Origin of the sequence: Secundilactobacillus folii (assembly GCF_009720675.1) — a bacterium.
GTDB lineage: Bacteria > Bacillota > Bacilli > Lactobacillales > Lactobacillaceae > Secundilactobacillus > Secundilactobacillus folii.
This window is the reverse complement of the sequence record NZ_WNJO01000002.1, coordinates 105,658-127,767: the sequence shown is the minus strand read 5'-3', so window position 1 is coordinate 127,767 and position 22,110 is coordinate 105,658. Positions and strand designations below refer to the sequence as shown.

Genomic DNA, 22,110 nt, shown 5'->3' with positions numbered 1-22,110 from the left:
CTCGTTATACCTTAGAAGATTAAACTCACCCGCATCGAACTTGTTAACCAAGGATTTGGTCCATATACCATTGGCCTGAAACACATTGATCATATAAAAATGCACTTCTGGAGCTCAAAGCCCCAAAAGTGCATTTTATTAACTAACCATTAATTTCATTAGTTTTCAAATTCGTGTTCGTTTGCCGCTTAGCCTTGATAACTACGCGAGCTTCATGCCATGGACTGAAGAACCGTGAGTATACCGCAGTCGAGAAGTACATCAACGTGCTGACCAGCATGGCTAAGGCCGCCTGAGAATAGCCACCCTGCAATGCGGTAAACCACAGCACGATGTTAAACAGGTCTTCACCAAACCAGAAATCAGCCTGTTGCGCAAAGTGAAGCGTGCACAGCAACGATGCTGTCGCACCAATGGCCAGAACCAATGAATCCCAAACCGGGTTGGAATCCCCGAGTTCGACGTAAATCGGGTAAAGAATGGCCCAAGCGATCAGCATCCCAATAATTGATACCACGTAACCCTTGCCGTTCAGTGACTTGACCTTGGCCTGGAATCGTTGACCCCAAGTCTTCCAAGTAAACATCAGTGGCGCGTCAATCAACACCACGAAAATCAATTGATCCAAAACACTAGCGTAGTGACCCGCAGTCCAGTTAACGTAGATGAAACCAAATGCTGAGATGAACCCAAGTAAACCGTTGATGGCTTTCCCAGCTGCCATTGCGCAAGTGCAAAGCAACCCCACTAAAGTCGCTACATAAGTGATCGTCGTCAGCAGTGTAATTGGTGATGACAACCAGATATTGGTCTGAAATCCAAAACCAAATGCAAAGATGGCCCAAACGATTGTCTGCCACCCCTTTAACTCACTCATGATCCACTGTAAATAATTGCCTTGAAACTTTTCCTTCAAACCGAGCGCCTCCAGTAAATATGTGTTCATTCACCAAACTGTTTTGCAAAACAGCGGTGACAATAATTCATTTCACAAAATGGATACCGCGCGGAAATATCGCAGATGTGAAACGACAACAGTATCCAATATATGGTGATTTTTAGTTGAAGTCAACTATATATTGTGTTATCGCCTGATAATTATACTAGATATAGACGCCCACCTGACAATCATTAAACAATTTAGCCGAACACTTATCTAACTTTTTAAATCTTTTTTATTGCTGATAATTTTAAAAAATCACTGCGTAGCGTACGGATAGTGGGCCATAACGGGCAACTGATCCCACTTGACCGGATAACCGGCGCCGTGGGCACAGAATACGGAATCAGGCGTATTGTCCAGGTCAGCAGTCGGTTCATATTCAGTAGCCGCAATTACTTCATCCGCATTATGACATGGCCGGTAACCGTCAACGACGCATTCTAACTCGCCTTGACCATGCGTATAGGCGTTGACATCCTGCGCATAACCCTGCATTTCAGAGACTGGCGCCGTACCAGAGATGGTCACAACGGCACCACCCGAATCTTCAGGGATGTTAAATTCACCATGCATGCGCTGAATATCCGTCATCGCCCGTCCCACTTGGTCCTGCGTCACCGTTAACGAAAATTGATACCACGGTTCAAGCAGTTCAGCATGACCCGCTTGTCTTGCCATCATTAGGCCTTGACGCACTGCCCGCCAGGTAGCTTCTCGAAAATCACCGCCCACAGTATGCACGATGCTGCCACGACCACCGATCAACGTGATCTGCATATCGGTGATGGGCGCACCAATTAAAACCCCGACGTGTTCCTTGGCAGCCAAATTAGTCAAGACTGCGTGCTGCCAGCTTTTATTCAGCACTTCCAGCGAACAGTTATCATCAAATGTAATGCCGCTGCCAGGGCTAAGCGGTGTCATGAGCAGATGCACTTCGGCATAATGTCTGAGCGGCTCAAAATGGCCGACACCCTCCACCGGCGCAGTAATCGTCTCCTTGTAAAGGATACTGCCGGTATCAAAACCAACGTCTAAGTGAAATTGATTGTGAAGCATTTGCTGAAGCACTTCCAGCTGCATGGCACCCATCAATTGCACCCGAATCTCCCGCAGTTCATTGGACCATGTAACGTGCAGCTGGGGATCTTCATCTTCCAATTGCTGAAGAGCTGTGAGACAGGCGTGTAAATCGTTTCCTCGAGGATCGACTTGATAGTTCAAAACGGGTTGGAGAAGCGGTGCAGAACTATCTTTCAGCACGCCAAGGCCTTGACCAGGTCGGGTTCCCGTCAGCCCAGTAATTGCACAGACTTCACCAGCAGTTACTGAGGATTTCACCGTGTATTTAACCCCGTTATACACCCTTAATTCATTTAGCTTCTGGTCGGGTAGCACCTCATCTCGGGGATGAAGCGCACCCCCTAAAACTCGGACCCACGTCAGTCGTTCCCCTTTTTCATCATGGGAAACTTTGAAGACTCGCGCTCCAAAATCAGGTTGCGCTGCCCGTTCAACCGTCCACGTTTGAAGGCCGGCCATTAACGTCTCAACCCCATTTAGTTTCAGGGCCGCTCCAAAGTAGGTTGGAAATACAGCTCGTTTGCTGATCATCTGCCGGATGGTATCCTGACTCAGGGTACCAGAACTCATATAATCCTCCAGCACAGTATCGTCTTGCAACGCCAGGTCATCATACTGATCGCTAATCTCCCCAGCAAATGGCAGTGCACCAGCTGACAACTCAGACTGGATCTGTGTCATTAAAGCCACTTGATCAACCCCTGGAGCATCCATTTTATTCACAAAAATAAACGTTGGGATTTGATACCGGTCTAACAACCGCCACAGTGTTCGCGTATAACCCTGGACGCCATCGGTAGCTGAAATCACCAGGATAGCGTAGTCGAGAACGTTTAAAACTTGCTCCATCTGGGCACCAAAATCCGCGTGTCCGGGAGTGTCCAGCAGGGTCACATGCAGTTGCTGGTAGTCAAATTGCGCTTCATGCGAAAAGATCGTGATACCACGCTTTTTCTCCAACGCGTCCGGGTCTAAAAACGCATCACCGTTATCGACTCGCCCCAATTGCCGAAGCGCACCCGCCTGGTAGAGCAAGCCCTCTGATAAAGTCGTCTTGCCTGCATCCACGTGGGCGATGATTCCAGTTACGATACGTTTCATGAGCTAACCTCCCTTACAAAAAAATTCAATAAGACTATTATTTCATTTTAAAGATATTAATCAACCGGTCAACTCTTTGAGGTAGAAACAAGAAATTGTTGCTCCCCATGACAGAAAAACACCGCAACTGCACCCAGATCAAGTTTTGCTGGATGTGCTTGCGGTGTGCTGCCCGGCGGCAGAGGAATTACCCAAGTTGAGAATAACATATCGTTATTTAATGGGCAATGATTCATGCGAGTATCCTGTAAGAAGATTCGATTTAATCCCTGTAATAAGCTGAATTAATCAGCTTTCTAGCTATTTTAAAAATACCGTAATAGTGGCAAACTTTCCGTATGTTTTTAAACTGCATCAAACGGATTTTCCATTCATGATTCATCTAGGATATCCCCCGGATCAGGTACTGCTTGCGTCGTAACATCGAAGATTTGAAACTGTTTTTCTAATTGTTTCTCAATTTTTTCGGTCAGTTCATACAGTGCCATCACATTCATATTGGCATCCACCATAATCAGCATTTCAACGATCAGGACATCCCCGTTATACCGACTGCGAAATTCCAGGATCCGGTGAACCTCATCAAAATGAGCAACCGCTGCTTTGATCCGGTCTTCTAAGTTAGGGTCAACGTAATCAGCAAGGTTCAACGTACATTCCTGAAAAATTACTAGTCCGGACCACAGGACAAATAAACCAATGATAATGCTAACAATGCTGTCCAGCCAGGGATAATCAAAAAGCGAAGCGGCTGTGACAGTAATTAAAGTCCCCAAGCTAGTTGCAACGTCACCCATACTGTCCTTTGAAGCTGCCAGCAAAACAGAATTATTCAACCGTTTCCCATTATGCCAGTTCAGGTACCAAACCACACCCATCATTAGGGTCGCTGCAGCTGCCCCGTATGCCGAGAAAATATTGGGGTGATGACTAATACCGCGCGTGAGTAATGCAAACGAACTTTGATAAATGATCTGCCCTGACATGTAGATAATGATAAAACTGGTGATCAACGTGAAAATCGTTGCCATCCGGAACCGTGAGAGCTGCATTCGGTCATCATTTCGCCCGTTAAGTAACGGGATGCGCTTACCCACCAAAAAGTGATCATCGGAGTCCGTCGCGGTATGCAAGCCAACGATTAGAAAGAGCGTTGAAATAACGCCCGACAAATTATTCATCGCATCTGCCCGCAGCGCCTGAGAGTGGCCCAGATCAGCCAGCCAAAACTCAATGGCGGTAATGGCTAAGTAGGTTACGATATTGATCCACAGCGATCGCAGTGCCGTCTGCAGCTTTTTGATCTCCTGTTCCTCAGCAACAGCTAAATGCGAACCCTCATGCTTCAAGTACTGGCTTAGGTTGTTCATGCCACTCCCCTCCTCTCATAATCACCCAGATTATAGCATGTGAATGACTATAAGAAGTGGATAGTGGTCTAGCAATTTTCATCCGCCAATACCCTATTTGTTCGCCAGATAAACACTTGATGAAAGGCTTCCATGCCAATCATCTGACCCCTCCTGGATTTAATATATCAGGCGATAAGTCAATTTTGAATTTACTCAGCACATCAGTCAAAGCATTTGATAATCAACCACCAAAAAGTCTCACTGAAATGTTTCATGTGGAACATTCCAGTGAGACCCATTCGTCATTTTAACAATCAGGCTGCTAATCCTCCTGACCATCATGTTGTCGGTGCCAGGCTTTGATCTGCTCAAGACGGGCCTTAAAGCGTTTCTCGTTTCCCTGCTCCGTCGGTTCGTAATACTCGTGCCCGGCAACTGACGGCGGCATCGTATTCATCGTCGTTAACTTATCTTTGGTACTGTGGGCATATTCGTACCCCGCACCGTAGCCCAGATCCTTCATCAATTTAGTTGGTGCATTGCGAATCTGCAGTGGTACGGGATCATTAGCAGTGTGCTTCACATCTTGAGCTGCTGCCAGGCGCGCTTTATAAATCGCGTTGGACTTTGGTGCTAGCGATAAGTAGGTCACAGCCTCAACCAGGTGAACGTCGCACTCTGGCATCCCAATGAATTGACAGGCCTGGAAAACGTTAATTGCCACGTTAAGTGCATTAGTATCAGCCAAACCAATATCTTCACTGGCGAACCGGACTAGTCGACGAGCGATGTAGAGCGGGTCTTCACCGCCTTCCAGCATCCGTGATAACCAGTAAATAGCGGCATCCACATCACTGTTACGCATGGATTTGTGCAGCGCTGAGATGATATTGTAGTGTTCTTCGCCGTTCTTATCGTAGAGCACAAATTTTTTGGTGATCAACTGACTTAAATCGTCCATGTTGATGGTCACCTTATCGCCATCTTTAATGCCGTTTAAAACGGCCATTTCGAGTGTATTCAATGCCATCCGAGCGTCCCCATCCGCAAAGTTAGCGATTGCTTGAATCTCATCTTCACCGATCTCAATGTGCTGCTTGGGGAACCCATCGGGATTGTTCAACGCATTTTTAAGTAGCTGAACAATATCATCTTGGGTCAGTTCCTTAAGCACAAATACCTTGCAGCGTGAAAGCAGCGCTGAATTAACCTCAAACGACGGGTTTTCAGTCGTTGCCCCAATCAATGTGATCACGCCCCGTTCGACATAGGGTAAAAAGGCATCCTGCTGGGCCTTATTAAAGCGATGGATCTCGTCGACAAAGACCGTTGTTCGCGTACCGACTTCACGGTCTGATTCAGCCTGTTTCATAATTTTCTTGATTTTGCTGATACTGCTGTCAACCGCGCTAAAACTAAGAAACTGCGACTTAGTTTTATGGGCAATGATTTCAGCTAGGGTCGTTTTGCCCACTCCCGGCGGCCCCCAGAAGATCATCGAAGAAACTTGGTCATTTTCAATAATTTCTCTTAAAATCTTTCCCGGTCCTAACAAATGCTGCTGACCAACAAACTGATCGAGATCTTTTGGACGAACACGGCTTGCTAGAGGTGTATCCCTTTGCGGATCAGAAAACAGTGACTCTTGTTTCATTACCAACACCCCTTTCGTTGGAACTCTTATGAATCCTAGTTGTTATCCTGTATCCAGAAATTAATTCTCCTAATAATTGTACCATGGCAACTGAATTTTCCTTAATAACCTATCTCTTTTAGGATATAATGAAATCGATCAAACATCTATTTAGGGGGATATTATTATGATGAAAAAAGTCATCGCACCGGCCTTATTTTCACTTGCCTTTATCATGCCGCTAGGGACGGCTGCTAACACGGCAAGCGCCAAAACAACCTACCTGCCACGTTCGATTCGCAGCCACGTTTTTTACCGGACAACTGACGGGACTCAAGGTGGGTACCACGATAAAACGATCTTTAAGGGTAATAGGATGACCGTTAAAAGCTATGGCCACTATTACCACTGGAACCTGACCGGTCTCAAACGTCACAGCAAAACTATCTATTATGGTCGCCTGCACTATTCAAAGAAATCTTCCCAGCTGATTAAGATCAAAATCTATAGTTCTAAGCACTTTGATTTTATTCCCAAACACACTTATGGACTTACGGGTAATTACAAGGGCACGGAAGACTTTGGGGCAATTATTTTTAAGCGTTGATCACCCTAGTCTGGCCGCATAGAATTGAATAATTGATTTTACAATAGGGCGATACCAGCTGAATCCCCAACTTAATGGGGATTTTACTAGTGTCGCTTTTTGATTGGGAGCCATTGCCACCTACCCCGTAGAATTTTAGAAGGGCCTGCCATTGACTGGAAATCCACCCCAACTAAGCAGTATAATATGGGTCTGACTGAAAACGGTCATGACATTATCATAAAATCGTAAATGAAAACATAATTAGGAGTTCTTCCAATGAATGAAATTTTAAAGGAGCAGTTTTTCGTGGATGACCTGTCCGACGATCAAAAAACTGTGATCACCAATATTAATGATTATATTCAACAGACATTAAATGACAAAAAGACGTCCGTGGCAATTATTGACGGTGCCGCTGGAACCGGAAAGTCAGTCGTGCTGATGGAGCTGGTTCGAAAATACATGACGGATAAGCACTACAAAACCTCTCTGGTCGTCAATCACCCCGAACTTTATAAGGCTTACCGCGATCTGGCCGAGTCAATTCCACACATGAAGGCCGGTGACATTCGTCGCCCAACATCGCTGATCAACTACGCTCAAAAAAACCACCAAAAGTACGACATTATTTTCGTTGATGAAGCGCACCTGCTCTATTCAAAGCCTGAGCCCTACGCGCATTATCGCGGTCCCAACCAACTGACCGACCTGATGAACCTTGCTAAAGTGGTGGTCGTCGTTTACGACTTCGACCAGGTTTTCCAAACTAAGATGTACTGGGATAAAGACCTCCTGTTCAAAACAATTGGCAACCACCCGTACAAAATGTTCGACATGAATTTTCAGTATCGAATGGTTGCCAGCGATGAACAGGTGCAGTGGATGGATGACTTAACCGAAGAAAAACCACTCAAGCCCTTTCCAGACAATAGTGATTTTGAATTCAAGGTTTACGATACTGCCGGTGCACTATTTGAAGACATTAAAAAGCGCAACAAGGAGTATGGTATGAGCCGGGTTGTGGCCACGTCTGGTTTTCCACGAATCGACGGGCGCCACAACGTCGAAATGGACAGTTTCAGTCTGCCATGGGATGAGTGGGATCCGCAACGAACGCACTGGGCAAAGCGTGAAGGCTCAATTACTCAAGTTGGAACGATTTATACCTTGCAAGGCTTTGATTTGAACTACGTCGGCATGATTATTGGGCCTTCCTTTGGCTATGATGCTAAAACTGATACCATGACGATCATTCCGGAAAAGTATTCACATAAGGAAGTCTTCAAGAAGCGCAAGGATATCAAATTTACCCGCGAGGAGTACAAAACCTTCATCGCTAACGTATTAAACGTATTAATGAAGCGTGGTAAGTACGGGCTGTATCTGACCGCTTACGATGATGCTTTGAGACAACGATTAGTTGAATTGTATGACCAGAATCATTAGTGCATGAACCGCCTGGTGAATTGCACTTGCAAGGATTTTTTAAATTTGCTAAAGTAAGCACTAGATATTTTCGCCAAAGCCACACATGTGTGGCTCGGATAAACCGTAAGGACCTCGGTCCCAAAGCCCCGTGTAAGAGGCTTTGGCTCAGGAGGTCTTTTTTTGACAGTTGTTTCGTTACGCACTAAACTTACTATTTTGGGTCTCGCGGGATTGGCCTTTTGCGGCATTCTAGTTGAAACCTCACTCAACGTCACCTTTCCAACGCTAATGCGGCAGTTTAACGTCAGTCTAACTGCTGCACAGTGGGTCACCACCGCTTATTTGCTCGTGGTGGCGATCACGATGAGCGTCACTGCATTTTCAGAAACCCGCTTTACTGCTCGACAACTGGTTATCACTGGTACCAGCTTATTTGTTATCGGTGGGGTGATTTGCGCGTTGGCATCGAATCTGATCTGGTTACTCACCGGCCGGGTCATCCAAGGCGTTGCTACAGGTATAGCGATTCCCTTATTTTTCAGTACCATCATGCGGCAAGTTCCAGCCAGCCGTCAAGGAATCTACGTTGGGACCGGTGGCGTCGTCATTGCCCTAGCCCCCTCTCTTGGCCCCACTTACGGCGGTCTGGTCAACCAGATGCTGAACTGGCGAATGATTTTTTGGTTCATTTTACCGGTTGGTATCATTTTTGGCACGCTAGCCGCTGTAAATACCATTAAGACACCCACGGATAAACGCCATTTCCCACTGGTCCAATTTTGCCTGATTGCCGTTGCACTGAGCGGCCTCGTGATTGGCATCACCGAAATTCGTCAACTACTGGGTGTCGCAGCGCTGGTAATCGGTCTTATCGCGCTGACCGGTTTTATTTGGATGGCTACCCATATCAGGCAACCGTTAATTGACGTACGTATTTTTACCCACAGAACTTTCATCCGTGCGGTACTGATCTACTTTTTGGTTCAGTTCATGCAAATCGGTCAAACGATACTGATCCCGACTTACGCACAAATCGTCTGGCATTTGGGCTCGTTTGGTGCGGGGCTAATATTGATGGCCGGCGCTGTGCTATCCGCCTTTTTAGGACCACTTACTGGCCGCTGGTTCGATCAGTACGGGATTCGGTTTGTTTTAGCTGTCGGCTGTTCTTTAATGCTGATCAGTACTGCTGGCACCTGGCTGCTGGCTGGTCACCTAACTTTGCCGATCATGCTTGCTGGCAATATTCTTTATGAATTGGGCTTCTGTGCTGTATTTAACAACACACTAACGTTTGGCTTACAACAACTGCCGAAGCAAAATATCGGCGATGGCAATGCCAGCTTTAACACTCTGCAACAATACGCTGGCTCTCTGGGTACCACTTTGATGGCGGCTATGTTGGCAATGCGGGGTACAACTGCCGCCGCCACAGCAAATAGTGCTTGGTGGTGCTACGCGTTATTGTTTGGCCTCAGTCTGGTTGTGGCGGTTGCTGCTTGGGGAATCCATCCAAAATCGTCTTTACAAAGTGAAGGTTGATAGTGCGAAGCCATTCGCTTTTTAAACTAAATGTGAGCTGAAAAACAGCCACCGAATAAACTAACGAAAATCAGCACTAAAAAAGAGAACCTCTATGAAAATAGGGGTTCTCTTTAGTGATTAAAGCTCAGTCTAACGTTACTTATTAGTCTTCTTACGACGGAACCAAGCACCACTGACCAAGGTACCCAAAAGTGCTAGGATGCCCAGTCCAGAGAGCGTTGAGTTACGTTCATTAGCATCACTGGTCTGAGGTAGTTTACCTTGCTGATCAGTTGTGTTCTGAGTCCTATTTTGAGCACTCTGAGTTGGTTCAACAGTGGCACTGGCGACGTTAGCAGCCTGATTACCGCCAGCCGCAGACATCTTAGAAGCACCATTCCCATTTCGACCAGTATTCATACCAGTGGTATTTGAACCACCCTGCATTGTTTGATCGTTACCATTATTGTGGTGCTGTTTCAACCTACCAATGACGTTGCCCTCGGGTTGCTGTCCACTGCCTGAATTTCCTTTATTCGGTTGCTGAGGCTGCTGTGGATTCTTCGGGTTCGTTGGATTAGTTGGAGTAACTGGCGCAGTTGGCTTCGTGTTGTCATAGTAATCGTTTGGCGTGACAAATGGCCCATCTGGGGAACTGACTTTGGTATAAACATGAGTCGAGCCATCTTCAGTTGGTGTGACGCCTAAGTTACCATTCGGATTATTGGCCATCGTCGTATGCGGCGCATCCCCAGGTACTTGAACCTTTGAATAAACATGGGTGCTGCCATCCTCAGTTGGTGTCACACCTAAGCTACCATTCGGATTATTGGCCATCGTCGTATGTGGCGCATCCGTCGGCACTTGAACCTTAGTATAAACATGCGTTGAACCACTTTCATCTGGTGTCACTCCAAGATCACCATTTGGATTTTGCGTAGTGGTGGTGTGTGGTGCGTCCCCAGGTACTTGGGTCTTTTTAATCGCAGTCACCTTGCTCAACTGAACCGTGTAAGCAACTTGATCTGTTCCAAAGGTTTGCGTTGCACCAGCTAAGCCGTTCAAATTACCTTTAGCAGGAGTATAGCCTTGATCAATCAGCTTTTGCTCTTCGGTGAAGGCCGGACTGTAATCCACTGAACCATCGGTAACCCCCGTTAAAGTGCTGGTACCTAAGACGTTACCATGATCATCAATGAAGTTGACGACAATGGTTTGACTATTAGGTGTGTAGGTCACTTTATCGGTCGTGGTAATCGTGCCATCGGGATTAACCGTGGCAGGAACGGTGATCTTGTCTGGCGTGTAACCAGCAATATCAGGCACTTTCACGTTAACTGTGTCACCAGTCTTACCGGTGACGCCAGCTACTTTTTGATCGCCCTTATTAGAAGGAATCGTCACCGTATTGGTAACTGTATTTGGCAAATAGTTCACATAACCGGCATCTCCCGGTTTCGCCTTCGGCCCGTTAACCGTAATGGTGCCATCCGGGTTAACCGTAGCAGTCACGGTTGATTTATCTGGGGTATAGCCTTGGATATCTGGCGTCTTAACCGAAACTTGGTCGCCAGTCTTACCAGTGACGTTGTGAACGGTCAAATTACCCTGACTGCTTGGCACCGTAACATCAGCTGTGACGCTGTTTGGCGTATAAGCTATTGTAGCCGTTTGTCCAGCTGGTTTAGTCGTCGTAGCAGCCACGTCAAAGTTGACACTCGATTGTGCTGGCGTGTACCCTTCAACACTTGGCAGGGTAACCGCTGGATTATCTGCCGGCGTATAAGTGGTGACGCCAGTGGCGGTGTTGGTATCAGTATTCCAAGTCGTGATTCCAGACGCAGTCGTTGGCGCACCAGCTGGCACACCCGTCAAAGTCACGGTATTGGTGGTCGTGATGGTGCCGGTATCGTGATGTTCAACCAAGTGAATGGTGATATCACTGTTACCAGTCGCTTTAAACGTGATGGAACCGGTCGTTGCTTGGTTGGCAGCAAAATCATACCCCGAAGGCGCAACGGCTTTCCAAGTCGTGCTCCCATCCGTGACACCGGAAACCTTGGTTGGGTTGCCAACGACGGCTTCTTTATTATTGTCATCAACGTAGTTCAAGTTAACGGACTGTGGACTGGCGGTATAAGTGACTTTATCAGTCGTGGTAATCGTGCCATCTGGATTGACAGTCGCCGGCACCGTGGTCTGATCAGGCGTGTAACCAGCAATCGTTGGTACAGTAACATCGACTTTATCGCCCGTTTTACCAGTCACGCCTTGAACAATTTGATCACCCTTATTACTTGGGATAGTGACGGCTGCAGTAACTTGGTTCGGGTTATAAGTGACGTAACCCTTATCACCAGTTTTAGCAGCTGGTCCATCCACAGTGATGGAACCGTCTGGATTGACCGTGGCTGTGACAGTCGACTTATCAGGTGTGTAACCCTGAACAGTTGGCACATTTACAGTAACGTCATCTCCGGTATGACCAGTGACGTGAGCAACGGTTTGATCACCTTTATTGCTTGGAATGGTCACGTTACCTGTCACGCTATTTGGCGTGTAAGTGACGTTGACATTACCGTCTTTAACGGCCGGAATGGTGACTGTTGGTGTTGTCGGGGTATAACCCTTAACAGTTGGTGCGTTAACGGTCGTGCCAGGAAAGTCATTGACCGTGGTCGCTGAACTATTAGGAATCGGCTTACCAGCACTATCAACTGGTGTAATCGTCGTCGTGACTTTGACGTTTTGAACTGCCGTTAATTGAACGGTGTAGGTCTGATCAACACTATCATTGGTATCGAACTTACTGTCGGCACCGGCTAAACCATTCACGTTGCCCTTAACCGGCGTATAGCCGTTATTGATCAGGTCTTGTTCCTTGGCAAATGCACTACTGTAATCGATGGTGCCGTTCGTGACGCCTTTGATAGTCGTGCTGCCTAAGGATTGACCCTTTTCATCAACAAAGTTAACAACGACATTTTGCGCATCCGGCGTATAGGTAACGTTGACATTCCCGTCTTTAGCGGCTGGAATGGTGACTGTTGGTGTTGTCGGGGTATAACCCTTAACAGTGGGTGCGTTAACAGTCGTGCCAGGAAAGTCATTGACTGTGGTAGCTGAACTATTAGGAATTGGATTGTCAGCACTATCAACTGGTGTAATCGTCGTGGTGACCTTGACGTTTTGAACTGCCGTTAATTCAACGGTGTAGGTTTGATCAACACTATCATTGGTATCAAACTTACTATCGGCACCGGCTAAACCGTTCACGTTGCCTTTAACTGGTGTATAGCCGTTATTGATCAGGTCTTGTTCCTTGGCAAATGCACTACTGTAGTCGATGGTGCCATCCGTAACCCCTTTGATAGTCGTGCTGCCTAAGGATTGACCCTTTTCATCAACAAAGTTAACAACGACATTTTGATCATCTGCCGTATACGTAACCTTATCCGTCGTGGTAATGGTGCCATCCGGGTTGACCGTTGCGGTAACGGTCTTTTTATCTGGCGTATAACCAGTGATTCCAGGTGTATTGACATTAACCTGATCGCCAGTTTTACCAGTAACTCCGGTCACAACTTGATCACCCTTGTTGCTTGGAATGGTAACGTTACCCGTCACCGTATTCGGATTATAGGTAACGTAACCCTTATCACCGGATTTCGCACTTGGTCCATCAACCGTGATGGTCCCATCTGGATTAACAGTCGCACTAACAGTGGTCTTATCAGGCGTATAACCCTGAACGCTAGGAACGTTCACAGTGAGGTCATCCCCCGTTTTACCAGAAACGTTTTTAACGGTTTGATTGCCTTTGTTACTTGGAATGATTACGTTGCCCGTCACATTGTTGGGCGTGTAAGTTACTGTGATATTACTATCGCTCGGTTGCGTGGTGGTGACGGTATTGGTAACCGCGGGAACACTGGTCTTATCAGCGGTGTATCCGGCAACGGTTGGTGTATCAACCTCCACGTAACCACTATCAGCAGCGGGAGTATAGGTAACAGTACCCGTTACTAAATCAGTATCCGTTGTCCAATTTAAAGTCTGAGTTACTGAAGTCGGAGTCTTGCTACCTGCTCCCGTATAATTAATGGTTCGCGTAGTCTTACCAGTAAAGCCAGTGGGTAGGGTGCTACTATGCTTATGAACCAGGTGAACCGTAATATCACTATTACCAGAGGCCTTAAAGGTGACTGATCCTGTTGCAGCCTGGTTAGTAGCTAACTGATAATTAGTCGGCTCGGCTGCCGTCCAAGTAACACTACCATCGGTGACACCGGAAACCTTAGTCGGCGTCCCAACTGCTGTGCCATTATTGTCATCATCCACGTAGTTTAGGTTGATGCTTTGCGGATCAGCGGTATAGGTCACGTAATTAGCGTCACCAGTTTTAGCATCGGGCGTATTGACCGTGATCGAGCCATCTGTGTTAACAGTAGCTGTCACTGTCGCCTTATCAGCCGTGTAACCAGCAATGGCTGGCACATTGACCTTAACTTGGTCACCCGTTTTGCCGGTTACGCCTTTAACTGTTTGATCACCCTTATTGCTTGGTACAGTCACATCAGCTATGACACTGTTTGCTGTGTAAGTTACTGTGACGTTACTACTATCGCCCGGCTGCTTGGTAGTGGCGGTTTCGGTAACTGCGGGAACACTAGCTTGATCAGCGGTGTATCCGGCAACGGTTGGTGTATCAACCTCCACGTAACCACTATCAGCAGCGGGAGTATAGGTAACAGTACCCGTTACTAAATCAGTATCCGTTGTCCAATTTAAAGTCTGAGTTACTGAAGTCGGAGTCTTGCTACCTGCTCCCGTATAATTAATGGTTCGCGTAGTCTTACCAGTAAAGCCAGTGGGTAGGGTGCTACTATGCTTATGAACTAAGTGAACCGTAATATCACTATTACCAGAGGCCTTAAAGGTGACTGATCCTGTTGCAGCCTGGTTAGTAGCTAACTGATAATTAGTCGGCTCGGCTGCCGTCCAAGTAACACTACCATCGGTGACACCGGAAACCTTAGTCGGCGTCCCAACTGCTGTGCCATTATTGTCATCATCCACGTAGTTTAAATTGATGCTTTGCGGATCAGCGGTATATGTCACGTAACCTTTGTCACCGGACTTAGCACTTGGTCCATCAACGGTGATCGAACCATCCGGATTAACGGTAGCCGTAACAGTGGTCTTATCAGGCGTATAACCCTGAACGCCAGGAACGTTCACAGTGAGGTCATCACCAGTTTTACCAGTAACATTTGCTACGGTTTGATTACCCTTGTTACTTGGAATGGACACGTTTGCTGTCACACTATTAGGTGTATAAGCCACCGACTTAGTAGTTGCGGTTGGCACTCCGTTAGCATCCAGGTCTGGCTGAGTGATAACTTCAGTCTTTGCCTCGGGTGTATAACCCGCTACATCAGGACTATCAACCGAGACGCTTGGGCCATAGGTATACGTGATTTTGCCAGTAATATCATCTGTGTTTTGCGTATACGAAAAGGACGTTTGTTTATCCGCTGGTGTTAAATTGGCTGGTAACCCGGTGTATTTAACAGTCACGTTAACTGATTTATTTGCAGTAGTTAAGTGGTGCTTTACATTTATAACAACGTCATCCGTATTATCTGCTGTAATTTTGCCAACGTAAGTGACCGCACCGTTCTTAGCGACATTAATGTTGGGATTAATGGCCGTGGTATCAATGACATAGCCCTGTGGAATGGCCACAGCATTGGTCTTTGGAATCTGTCCGATCTCCCCTGATAGACCCTGGTCGTCACTGGCTGGCAAGTCAACGTTACTATCAGTATCATGGTAAGAAATCAACGCACTGGCAGAAGTTTGGGTGTAGGTCACCGTCACGTTGGTATCACCAGGCACCCCACTATTCAAACTTGGTACGGTAAGGGAAACTTTTGGCAGACTTGGCGTGTAATCCTTCACAGTTGGGCTATCAATAACTACCGGCGTGGAAGTATAGGTATACGTGACCTTCCCGGTAACCGCATCAGTATTTTCCGTATACGGAATCTGAGCCGTTTTGTTTGCTACTGCTAAGTTACTTGGTAATCCTTGATAGGTAACAGTTAACGGGACGGTTTTGTTGGTCTGAGTGATTTTGTGTTTCAAATTCAGGGTCACATTATCGGTATCATCAGCGGTGATTTTCCCCGTGTAAGTCACAGTCCCATCACTGTTGACCGTCACGTTTGGATTACTGGTTGTTGTATCGACCACGTAATTGGTTGGAATTGTAATCGTTTGCGATGTTGGACTCTGCCCAACTACCCCAGTTAGAGTTTGGTTATCACTGGCTGGCAAATCAGTATTACCATCTTCATCGTGAAAAGAAACCGTAGCCGACGCAGTCTGTACATAAGCCAAATTAATGGTGTTGGTAGCATCCTTCAAGGTTACAAATTGAGGCCCATTTAAAGCGTAATCGCCAACCTTTGGTACGGAAACAGCAACTGAAACTGAGTTACCATTACTATCTTTAGTTGGCGCAGTAGTCCCGGCAGGGTAAAATGCAACCACGGAGTTAGCATCACCAACAACGTCACTTTGATTTGGGCCAGTAACCCCATCTGGCAACCCGCTGCTAGTAATATTTAGCTCCGGTGCAGGTTCCACATAAGTGTATGAATTAATGGTTGCACTATAAGCAGCATGGGAAGCTGCACTACTCCCAGATACAGCCATTGTGAAGTATTTACCAATATAATCATCCGGAACAACATAAGTCCAAGTTTTAACAACTTGATTGTTCTCGTCCAAGACTTGTGTCGTTAAAGTTTTGTTGCTGGCTGTATATTGAATATTAAAGGTGTATTGAAGCGACCCCGAAGTCTTGGTGTCACTTAAGGCACTAGACTCGTTGGTTTCAATCGGTGCATTATCAGTCGTATTCACCGCAGTGCTGGGATCACCGTCTTGGGCCTGGTAAATAACCCAGGTATTGTGCGGATATTGACTGTCATTGGGAGAACCGCCCTCGGCATTATTGGACACAATATATGCGACTTTATCGACATTGTCACTAGTAATGCCCATTTTATCGCCGGGTTGAGCTGTTTTTAAAGCCTGTGCTGGGGGGAGCTGTTCAAAGATGACGGCCATCCCATCACCGCCAAAGCCATATTTCGTACCATAATTAGAATCAGTCATAGTACTATCCCATTTCACGTTCAAGGTCGTGTTTAAACCGAAATCTTGCGTGAAGTCAATGGGATCGTTCGCCGTCAATAAACCAGTGGACTTCGTATAATTATAATTAGTAGTATTTTCATGACCATTAGTGATATTCACGCTGGCGCCATTAAAGGTCAACGCGGTCCCATCTACTGTATGGGCTGTAAGGTGTTGCGACGCATTATCCTTGGTCACGGTTTTGTCTAAGTTACTTGTCCCAGTCGGATCCAGACTAGCTTTACCATTTGTATCTTTTGCCGTAATTAAAGGACTTGCTGCTGCACTTGGATCAGCCGCCGTCACTTTTTGAGCTTGACCAGTTTGAGCCAAATTTTGCTTCGCCTGTTGTTTTACTTGCTCAACTGTCGCCTGATTGGCACTTCCCAAATTAGTCGTTTTTACATTCTGAACGCTGGTTGATTTAGGGGTGCTATTTTCAGTGACTGCCTTAGCTGTCGATACACTTCCAGCAGATGACTGACTCACTGATGGCTTTTCAGCTGGTTTTACTACTGCTTGATTAGTCGCAGCGGAAGTCTTTGTTGCTGAATCGTTTGTAGAAGTCGTTTGCTGCTGAGACCCATCAGTTGTCCCTACATTTGAAACCGGCGTTGCTTGATTCTCTGCAGACTTAGCGGTGGTTTGATCAGCCGAACCCGTTGCAGTAGATCTTGCACTGGCCGTTTGGGTTTGCTCAGTCGTGGTAGCAGCATTTGCACTAATATTAAAGCTAGTCAAACCAGCTAGACCAAAGGAAAAAGCAGCCAAAGTGGCAACCACCCAATGAGCCTTGGCTTTATACAATTTATACCGTTTAACTTCATTCATATTTTTAACTTTATTGCGCAATATGAAATCATCTCCGTTCCCTAAATTACAGGTTGGCATTTTAAAAAATCCCCATAAAACAGCCCACCTATGTCACGTATATGTTTCGCATAAATTGTAGTTTAATTATAAGGTAGATACAAGCCTAAGTATTAGCCCCAAACAACGGGTTATATATAAATGTCTACCATTTAATTAGCAAATAAAGAGGACCAGATATTGCTTTTTAAACGAATTTCAATAGCGTTCCTACCCGTTTTAAAAAATCTCTTAGTTCCCTGTTGTATTTAAAAAAATTTATTAAATTTATAAGTTTATAGGCTTAAATTTAGAGATAGATAAACAGCCGATGCGATTAATTTTATATTGGTATTTATTGAGGACTGTACACAGCTTCAAAATCAACCATGATTACGATGCTAATTAACGATAATATGTCCTACAAAGACTAAAACTAGCTATGGATTAAATAGGCAAGTTTTTGAATTATTCTGATAGTAAGTCCGGCCCAGCAGTAATTTATTGATTGCAGGATTTTCCAAAAACACACTAGGCCTTCCCTGCTAGCCGCCTATCTAATCATTCAGCTTAATAGTTGGGCTTGTAACTTAGATTTATTGATCCTTTTTTACTTGTTTGCCATATAGAACGTAATGCTAGAACATGTATCATATTGATATACTCAAATATATGATACTCAACTAATGTTTCACGTGAAACATCCAAACGGCAAAACTGGCTCTGTTTATTGGAGGATGACATAACCAAATTACTGCTAGCTGGCAACTTAATGAACCAAATATGAGCTGCTTTAACTGGTGGCAGGATGAGCCGCGCCATGATCGTGTAGCCCTGATAAAACTCCCGAACAGCTCACAAATCAAGGTTACTAGTGTTCTAATGCTAAGTGTGACATTTATTATTCCCTCCAAATAAAAACCGGGAAGATCAAGATTGATCTTCCCGGCCACTTTAGTTTTCCAATATTTAACAACAGCACATGCCTACTTATGGTATGGCGAACCCTCATTGATCATAAATGCCCGGTAAATCTGCTCTGATAGCACCAAACGCATTAGTTGATGTGGCAACGTAAACCGCCCGAATGAAATCTGCGTATCTGCTCGCTTTAATACTTCTGGTGCTAAGCCCAGTGAACCTCCGATCACAAAGGTGATGTCTGAATGCCCGTAAGTAGTCAAGTCTGCAATTTCTTTCGCAAACTCCTCGGATGACCGCTCCTGACCTAAAATTGCCAAAGCGTAAACATACTCTCGTTCCTTGATTTTATCAAGTATGTGTGCTCCCTCCTTAGCCATCACCTGATCCATCTCAGATTGACTGAGTGATTCTGGTGCCTTCTCATCCGGAACTTCCACAATGTTGAATTTGCAAAAACGCGACAGTCGTTTAGCGTATTCTGCGATCCCTTGTTTAAAATATCTCTCCTTTAATTTACCCACAACTACAAGCTTGATGTTCATAACTTATCCCCTCAGTTTAAGTTGTCCACAAAGTTATCCACAGGCCTTGTGGATTGAAAACAGTTCCATTTTTTAGGCGTTGTTCAACAATCAGACTGCAATTTAATTTTCATAATGACGTGTTCAACGCATTAATTATACCAGTAGGAACGCTGACATATCAATGTTTTAACGATGTTCGGTCCAAAAATTATCCGAGTTATCCACAAGATGTTGATAGTTGTCGAGGAACACCCGGTTAAATACAGTGATGACGGTAATTATACCAACTCAGATGTTATCCACAAAGTTATCCACAGGCACCTGTGGATTTCCACCACTTACGAATCTTCATTGTGGACACCGCTTTCGTTATTCGGTTCGCATATGAGACCTGCGCCTAAAAAGCCCGAAATTCATTCTAAACTTAATCCGAATATTCGCATTTTCATTCCCTACAAAAAAGACTGAAACCAAATGAGTTCGGTTTCAGTCTTTCTATCAGATGATTTTAACCTGTTTAGTTATTCAACTGCGATGTGGTTTCTGTCAACTTCACCTTAGTCGTCTTTTGACTTCCATTGTGGTAATAAGTGATTGAGACCGTATCACCAACCTTGTATTTATACAACAGATCCCTCAATGTCGAATTAGTACTGATCTTCTTGCCGTCTAAAGCAGTGATGACATCGTACTTCTTAATACCAGCCCTACCAGCAGGCGTGGAAGCACTTGGCGTTGTCATGACAACAACCCCATTTTCAACACTTGATGGCAACTTCAAGATTGACTTTTGCTGGGTCTTAGAAATTTCAGAGAGGTCAACATACTTGATACCCAATGCCGGCCGAACGATCTTGCCATTCTTGATCAACTGGTTAATGACCGAGACAACCTCGTTACTTGGAATTGCAAAACCCATTCCTTCAACACTGGTACCCGAGTTATCACTAGCCAGTTTCATTGAGTTGATACCGACAACCTGACCCGCTAAGTTGATCAGCGGACCACCAGAGTTCCCGGGATTGATTGCAGCATCGGTTTGAATGACCGTCGCGTTGCCAGTCTGCTGATTAGTCGTCTCATCCGTTGTAGCCACCGTCCGCTTCTTGGCGGAAATAATACCTTCCGTCAGTGAAGTAGCATATTGGGACCCCAGTGGTGAACCAATGGCCAGCGCCGTTTCACCGACTTTGATATTGTTAGAATTACCAAAGCTGGCAACTTCTGAAACGTCGGCACTGTTGATCTTCAGCACAGCTAAATCAGTCACCGAATCCTTACCAACAAGTTTAGCATCCAGCTTCTTTCCATTGCTCAAGATGACCTCAAGGGCGTTGGAACCTGAAACCACGTGGTTGTTAGTAACGATGTAAGCAGCGTTACCGGACTTCTTATAAATGACACCTGAACCCTCAGAGCTGGCTTCCAGACTACCAGAAGACGAAGAGCCGCTAGAACTGCTATTACCAAAAATTCCATTGAGACTGTTGGATGATTGATTTTGCTTTTGTAGATTGATAACGGAAACGACGGAATTTTTAACGGTTGAAAACGCCTTGGAAGCCTGTGAACTCACATTGACCTTCATATTGCTGGTAGTCGCTGTCCCGGTCTTATTAGAACCAGCAGGAACAGAAGTCGTATCACGATTACTAAAGTAGCTGGCACCGCCATACGCGATCCCACCCCCGACTAAACCGGCAACTAACGCTGTCACGGCAACCTTGATCAGTAAACTTCGATTGCTATTTGGCTGCCGCTTTGGTTCATTTGATTGTGGTGCTTGTTGATTATCCATACTTCGCGCAAATCGCGCTTGCCTCCTTTATATCACCACTGTTCTAGGCAACGTGATGACCCTTTTTTCGTGTGGCACAGCCCCTGACTGCGATCCATCTACTTTAAAGTCCATTTTACCCAGCAGTTATGAAAAATGTTTGAATATTATCCCGAATAAAGTATAAGTTTTTACTAAATCATTGCAAATTTATTAAAGTGTCACCAACCGACTGGCCTTTGCAGGGTCGGTATCCAAGATTTTAAAATCGTGATTCACGCCGAAATCATGGTCTTCCATTAGAGACGCAACGGTAAGATGTGCAAGTGACTTCATGTTGTTTTCCTGGCTCAAATGTCCCAGGAAAATGCGCTTAGTGCGGTTACCTAAGACATCCATTAAAACGTCCGCACCATCTTCATTGCTCAAATGACCGGTGTCACTCAGGATTCGCTGCTTGAGCGGCCAAGAGTAGCTGCCCATCCGCAGCATTTCAACGTCATGATTACATTCCATTAGGTACGCATCCGCATCCTTAATAACACCCTCCACATGGTCGGAAACGTAGCCTGTATCCGTGAGAACCACAAAACTCTTACCGCCACTGTGAACCGCATAAAATTGCGGCTCAGCAGCATCGTGGGAGACACTAAAGCTCTCCACATCCATATCACCTAGACTCAAAACCGAATCAGGTGCAATGATGTGTTTTTGCTCCAGAGGTACCTTGCCGATTTTACTAGCCATAGCGTCCCACGTACCCTGATTAGCGTATACATTCATCCCATAGCGCCGGGCTAGAATCCCAACGCCTTTCCGGTGGTCAGAATGTTCGTGAGTCACAAATAGTGAGTCCACGTCGTTCAAGTCACGGCCGATAGACAGCATCAGTGCCTCGATCTTTTTCCCGCTCAAACCGGCATCGATCAAAATTTTATGTTCCGGCGTTTCCAAATAAGTACAGTTGCCAGTGCTTCCACTTGCTAGAACACTTACCTTTAACCCGTCATTTTGCTTTTGCATACACTGTCCAACTTCCCTTTTCTCTATAGTACAAGAGACCTCACCGTCATTATTATCAGGTGGGTCGTGAATAATGTTTCACGATGACGCCAAGAATTGCTTGTCGTTACTATTACAACGCATTTGACGACGAAACGCAATTAGAAAATAT

Annotated in this window: 11 protein-coding genes; 3 read left to right on the top strand and 8 right to left on the bottom strand. The window is 45.6% G+C overall.

Features of this window, described 5'->3' with window-relative positions:
- Positions 1–142: 142 nt before the first annotated feature.
- The 4 genes from pnuC to GM612_RS02220 form a co-directional block, all read right to left on the bottom strand.
- Complete coding sequence (pnuC, locus tag GM612_RS02235) at positions 143–916, bottom strand: nicotinamide riboside transporter PnuC (RefSeq protein ID WP_246147493.1); 774 nt, start codon at positions 914–916, stop codon at positions 143–145.
- A gap of 282 nt (positions 917–1,198) precedes the next feature.
- Positions 1,199–3,127: an elongation factor G gene (locus GM612_RS02230; protein ID WP_155430758.1), complete on the bottom strand. Its 1,929-nt coding sequence runs from the start codon at positions 3,125–3,127 to the stop codon at positions 1,199–1,201.
- A gap of 371 nt (positions 3,128–3,498) precedes the next feature.
- A complete protein-coding gene (locus GM612_RS02225; protein ID WP_155430757.1) occupies positions 3,499–4,497 on the bottom strand; it encodes a cation diffusion facilitator family transporter in 999 nt (332 codons plus the stop codon).
- Between the two features lie 304 nt (positions 4,498–4,801).
- Positions 4,802–6,133, bottom strand: a complete 1,332-nt coding sequence (locus GM612_RS02220) for a replication-associated recombination protein A (RefSeq protein WP_155430756.1) — start codon at positions 6,131–6,133, stop codon at positions 4,802–4,804.
- Positions 6,134–6,299: 166 nt separating this feature from the next.
- Between GM612_RS02220 and GM612_RS02215 the strand changes: the two genes are divergently transcribed.
- The 3 genes from GM612_RS02215 to GM612_RS02205 all read left to right on the top strand — a co-directional run bounded on the left by GM612_RS02215 (position 6,300) and on the right by GM612_RS02205 (position 9,671).
- On the top strand, positions 6,300–6,719 hold the full coding sequence (locus GM612_RS02215) for a hypothetical protein (protein ID WP_155430755.1): 420 nt from the start codon (positions 6,300–6,302) through the stop codon (positions 6,717–6,719).
- Positions 6,720–6,977: 258 nt separating this feature from the next.
- The gene (locus GM612_RS02210; protein WP_155430754.1) at positions 6,978–8,147 is read left to right on the top strand and encodes a DUF2075 domain-containing protein; all 1,170 of its coding nucleotides are present in this window, start codon (positions 6,978–6,980) and stop codon (positions 8,145–8,147) included.
- 162 nt (positions 8,148–8,309) lie between these two features.
- A complete protein-coding gene (locus GM612_RS02205; protein WP_155430753.1) occupies positions 8,310–9,671 on the top strand; it encodes an MFS transporter in 1,362 nt (453 codons plus the stop codon).
- A gap of 138 nt (positions 9,672–9,809) precedes the next feature.
- Here GM612_RS02205 and GM612_RS02200 read toward each other — a convergent pair whose 3' ends face one another.
- The 4 genes from GM612_RS02200 to GM612_RS02185 form a co-directional block, all read right to left on the bottom strand.
- On the bottom strand, positions 9,810–17,714 hold the full coding sequence (locus tag GM612_RS02200; RefSeq protein ID WP_173021196.1) for a mucin-binding protein: 7,905 nt from the start codon (positions 17,712–17,714) through the stop codon (positions 9,810–9,812).
- Between the two features lie 983 nt (positions 17,715–18,697).
- Positions 18,698–19,177, bottom strand: coding sequence for a 23S rRNA (pseudouridine(1915)-N(3))-methyltransferase RlmH (rlmH, locus tag GM612_RS02195; protein WP_155430751.1), 480 nt, complete (start codon positions 19,175–19,177; stop codon positions 18,698–18,700).
- Between the two features lie 499 nt (positions 19,178–19,676).
- Entirely contained in the window at positions 19,677–20,957 is a 1,281-nt protein-coding gene (locus GM612_RS02190; RefSeq protein WP_155430750.1) for a S1C family serine protease, read from the bottom strand.
- 192 nt (positions 20,958–21,149) lie between these two features.
- Positions 21,150–21,959 (bottom strand): MBL fold metallo-hydrolase, encoded by an 810-nt coding sequence (locus tag GM612_RS02185; protein ID WP_155430749.1) that lies wholly within the window; start codon positions 21,957–21,959, stop codon positions 21,150–21,152.
- Positions 21,960–22,110 lie beyond the last annotated feature (151 nt).

Coding starts and splice junctions, on each gene's coding strand:
- GM612_RS02190 (WP_155430750.1), bottom strand. CDS start 20,957: ATGGATAATCAACAAGCACCACAATCAAATGAACCAAAGCGGCAGCCA.
- GM612_RS02215 (WP_155430755.1), top strand. CDS start 6,300: ATGATGAAAAAAGTCATCGCACCGGCCTTATTTTCACTTGCCTTTATC.
- GM612_RS02230 (WP_155430758.1), bottom strand. CDS start 3,127: ATGAAACGTATCGTAACTGGAATCATCGCCCACGTGGATGCAGGCAAG.
- GM612_RS02225 (WP_155430757.1), bottom strand. CDS start 4,497: ATGAACAACCTAAGCCAGTACTTGAAGCATGAGGGTTCGCATTTAGCT.
- rlmH (WP_155430751.1), bottom strand. CDS start 19,177: ATGAACATCAAGCTTGTAGTTGTGGGTAAATTAAAGGAGAGATATTTT.
- GM612_RS02185 (WP_155430749.1), bottom strand. CDS start 21,959: ATGCAAAAGCAAAATGACGGGTTAAAGGTAAGTGTTCTAGCAAGTGGA.
- GM612_RS02210 (WP_155430754.1), top strand. CDS start 6,978: ATGAATGAAATTTTAAAGGAGCAGTTTTTCGTGGATGACCTGTCCGAC.
- GM612_RS02220 (WP_155430756.1), bottom strand. CDS start 6,133: ATGAAACAAGAGTCACTGTTTTCTGATCCGCAAAGGGATACACCTCTA.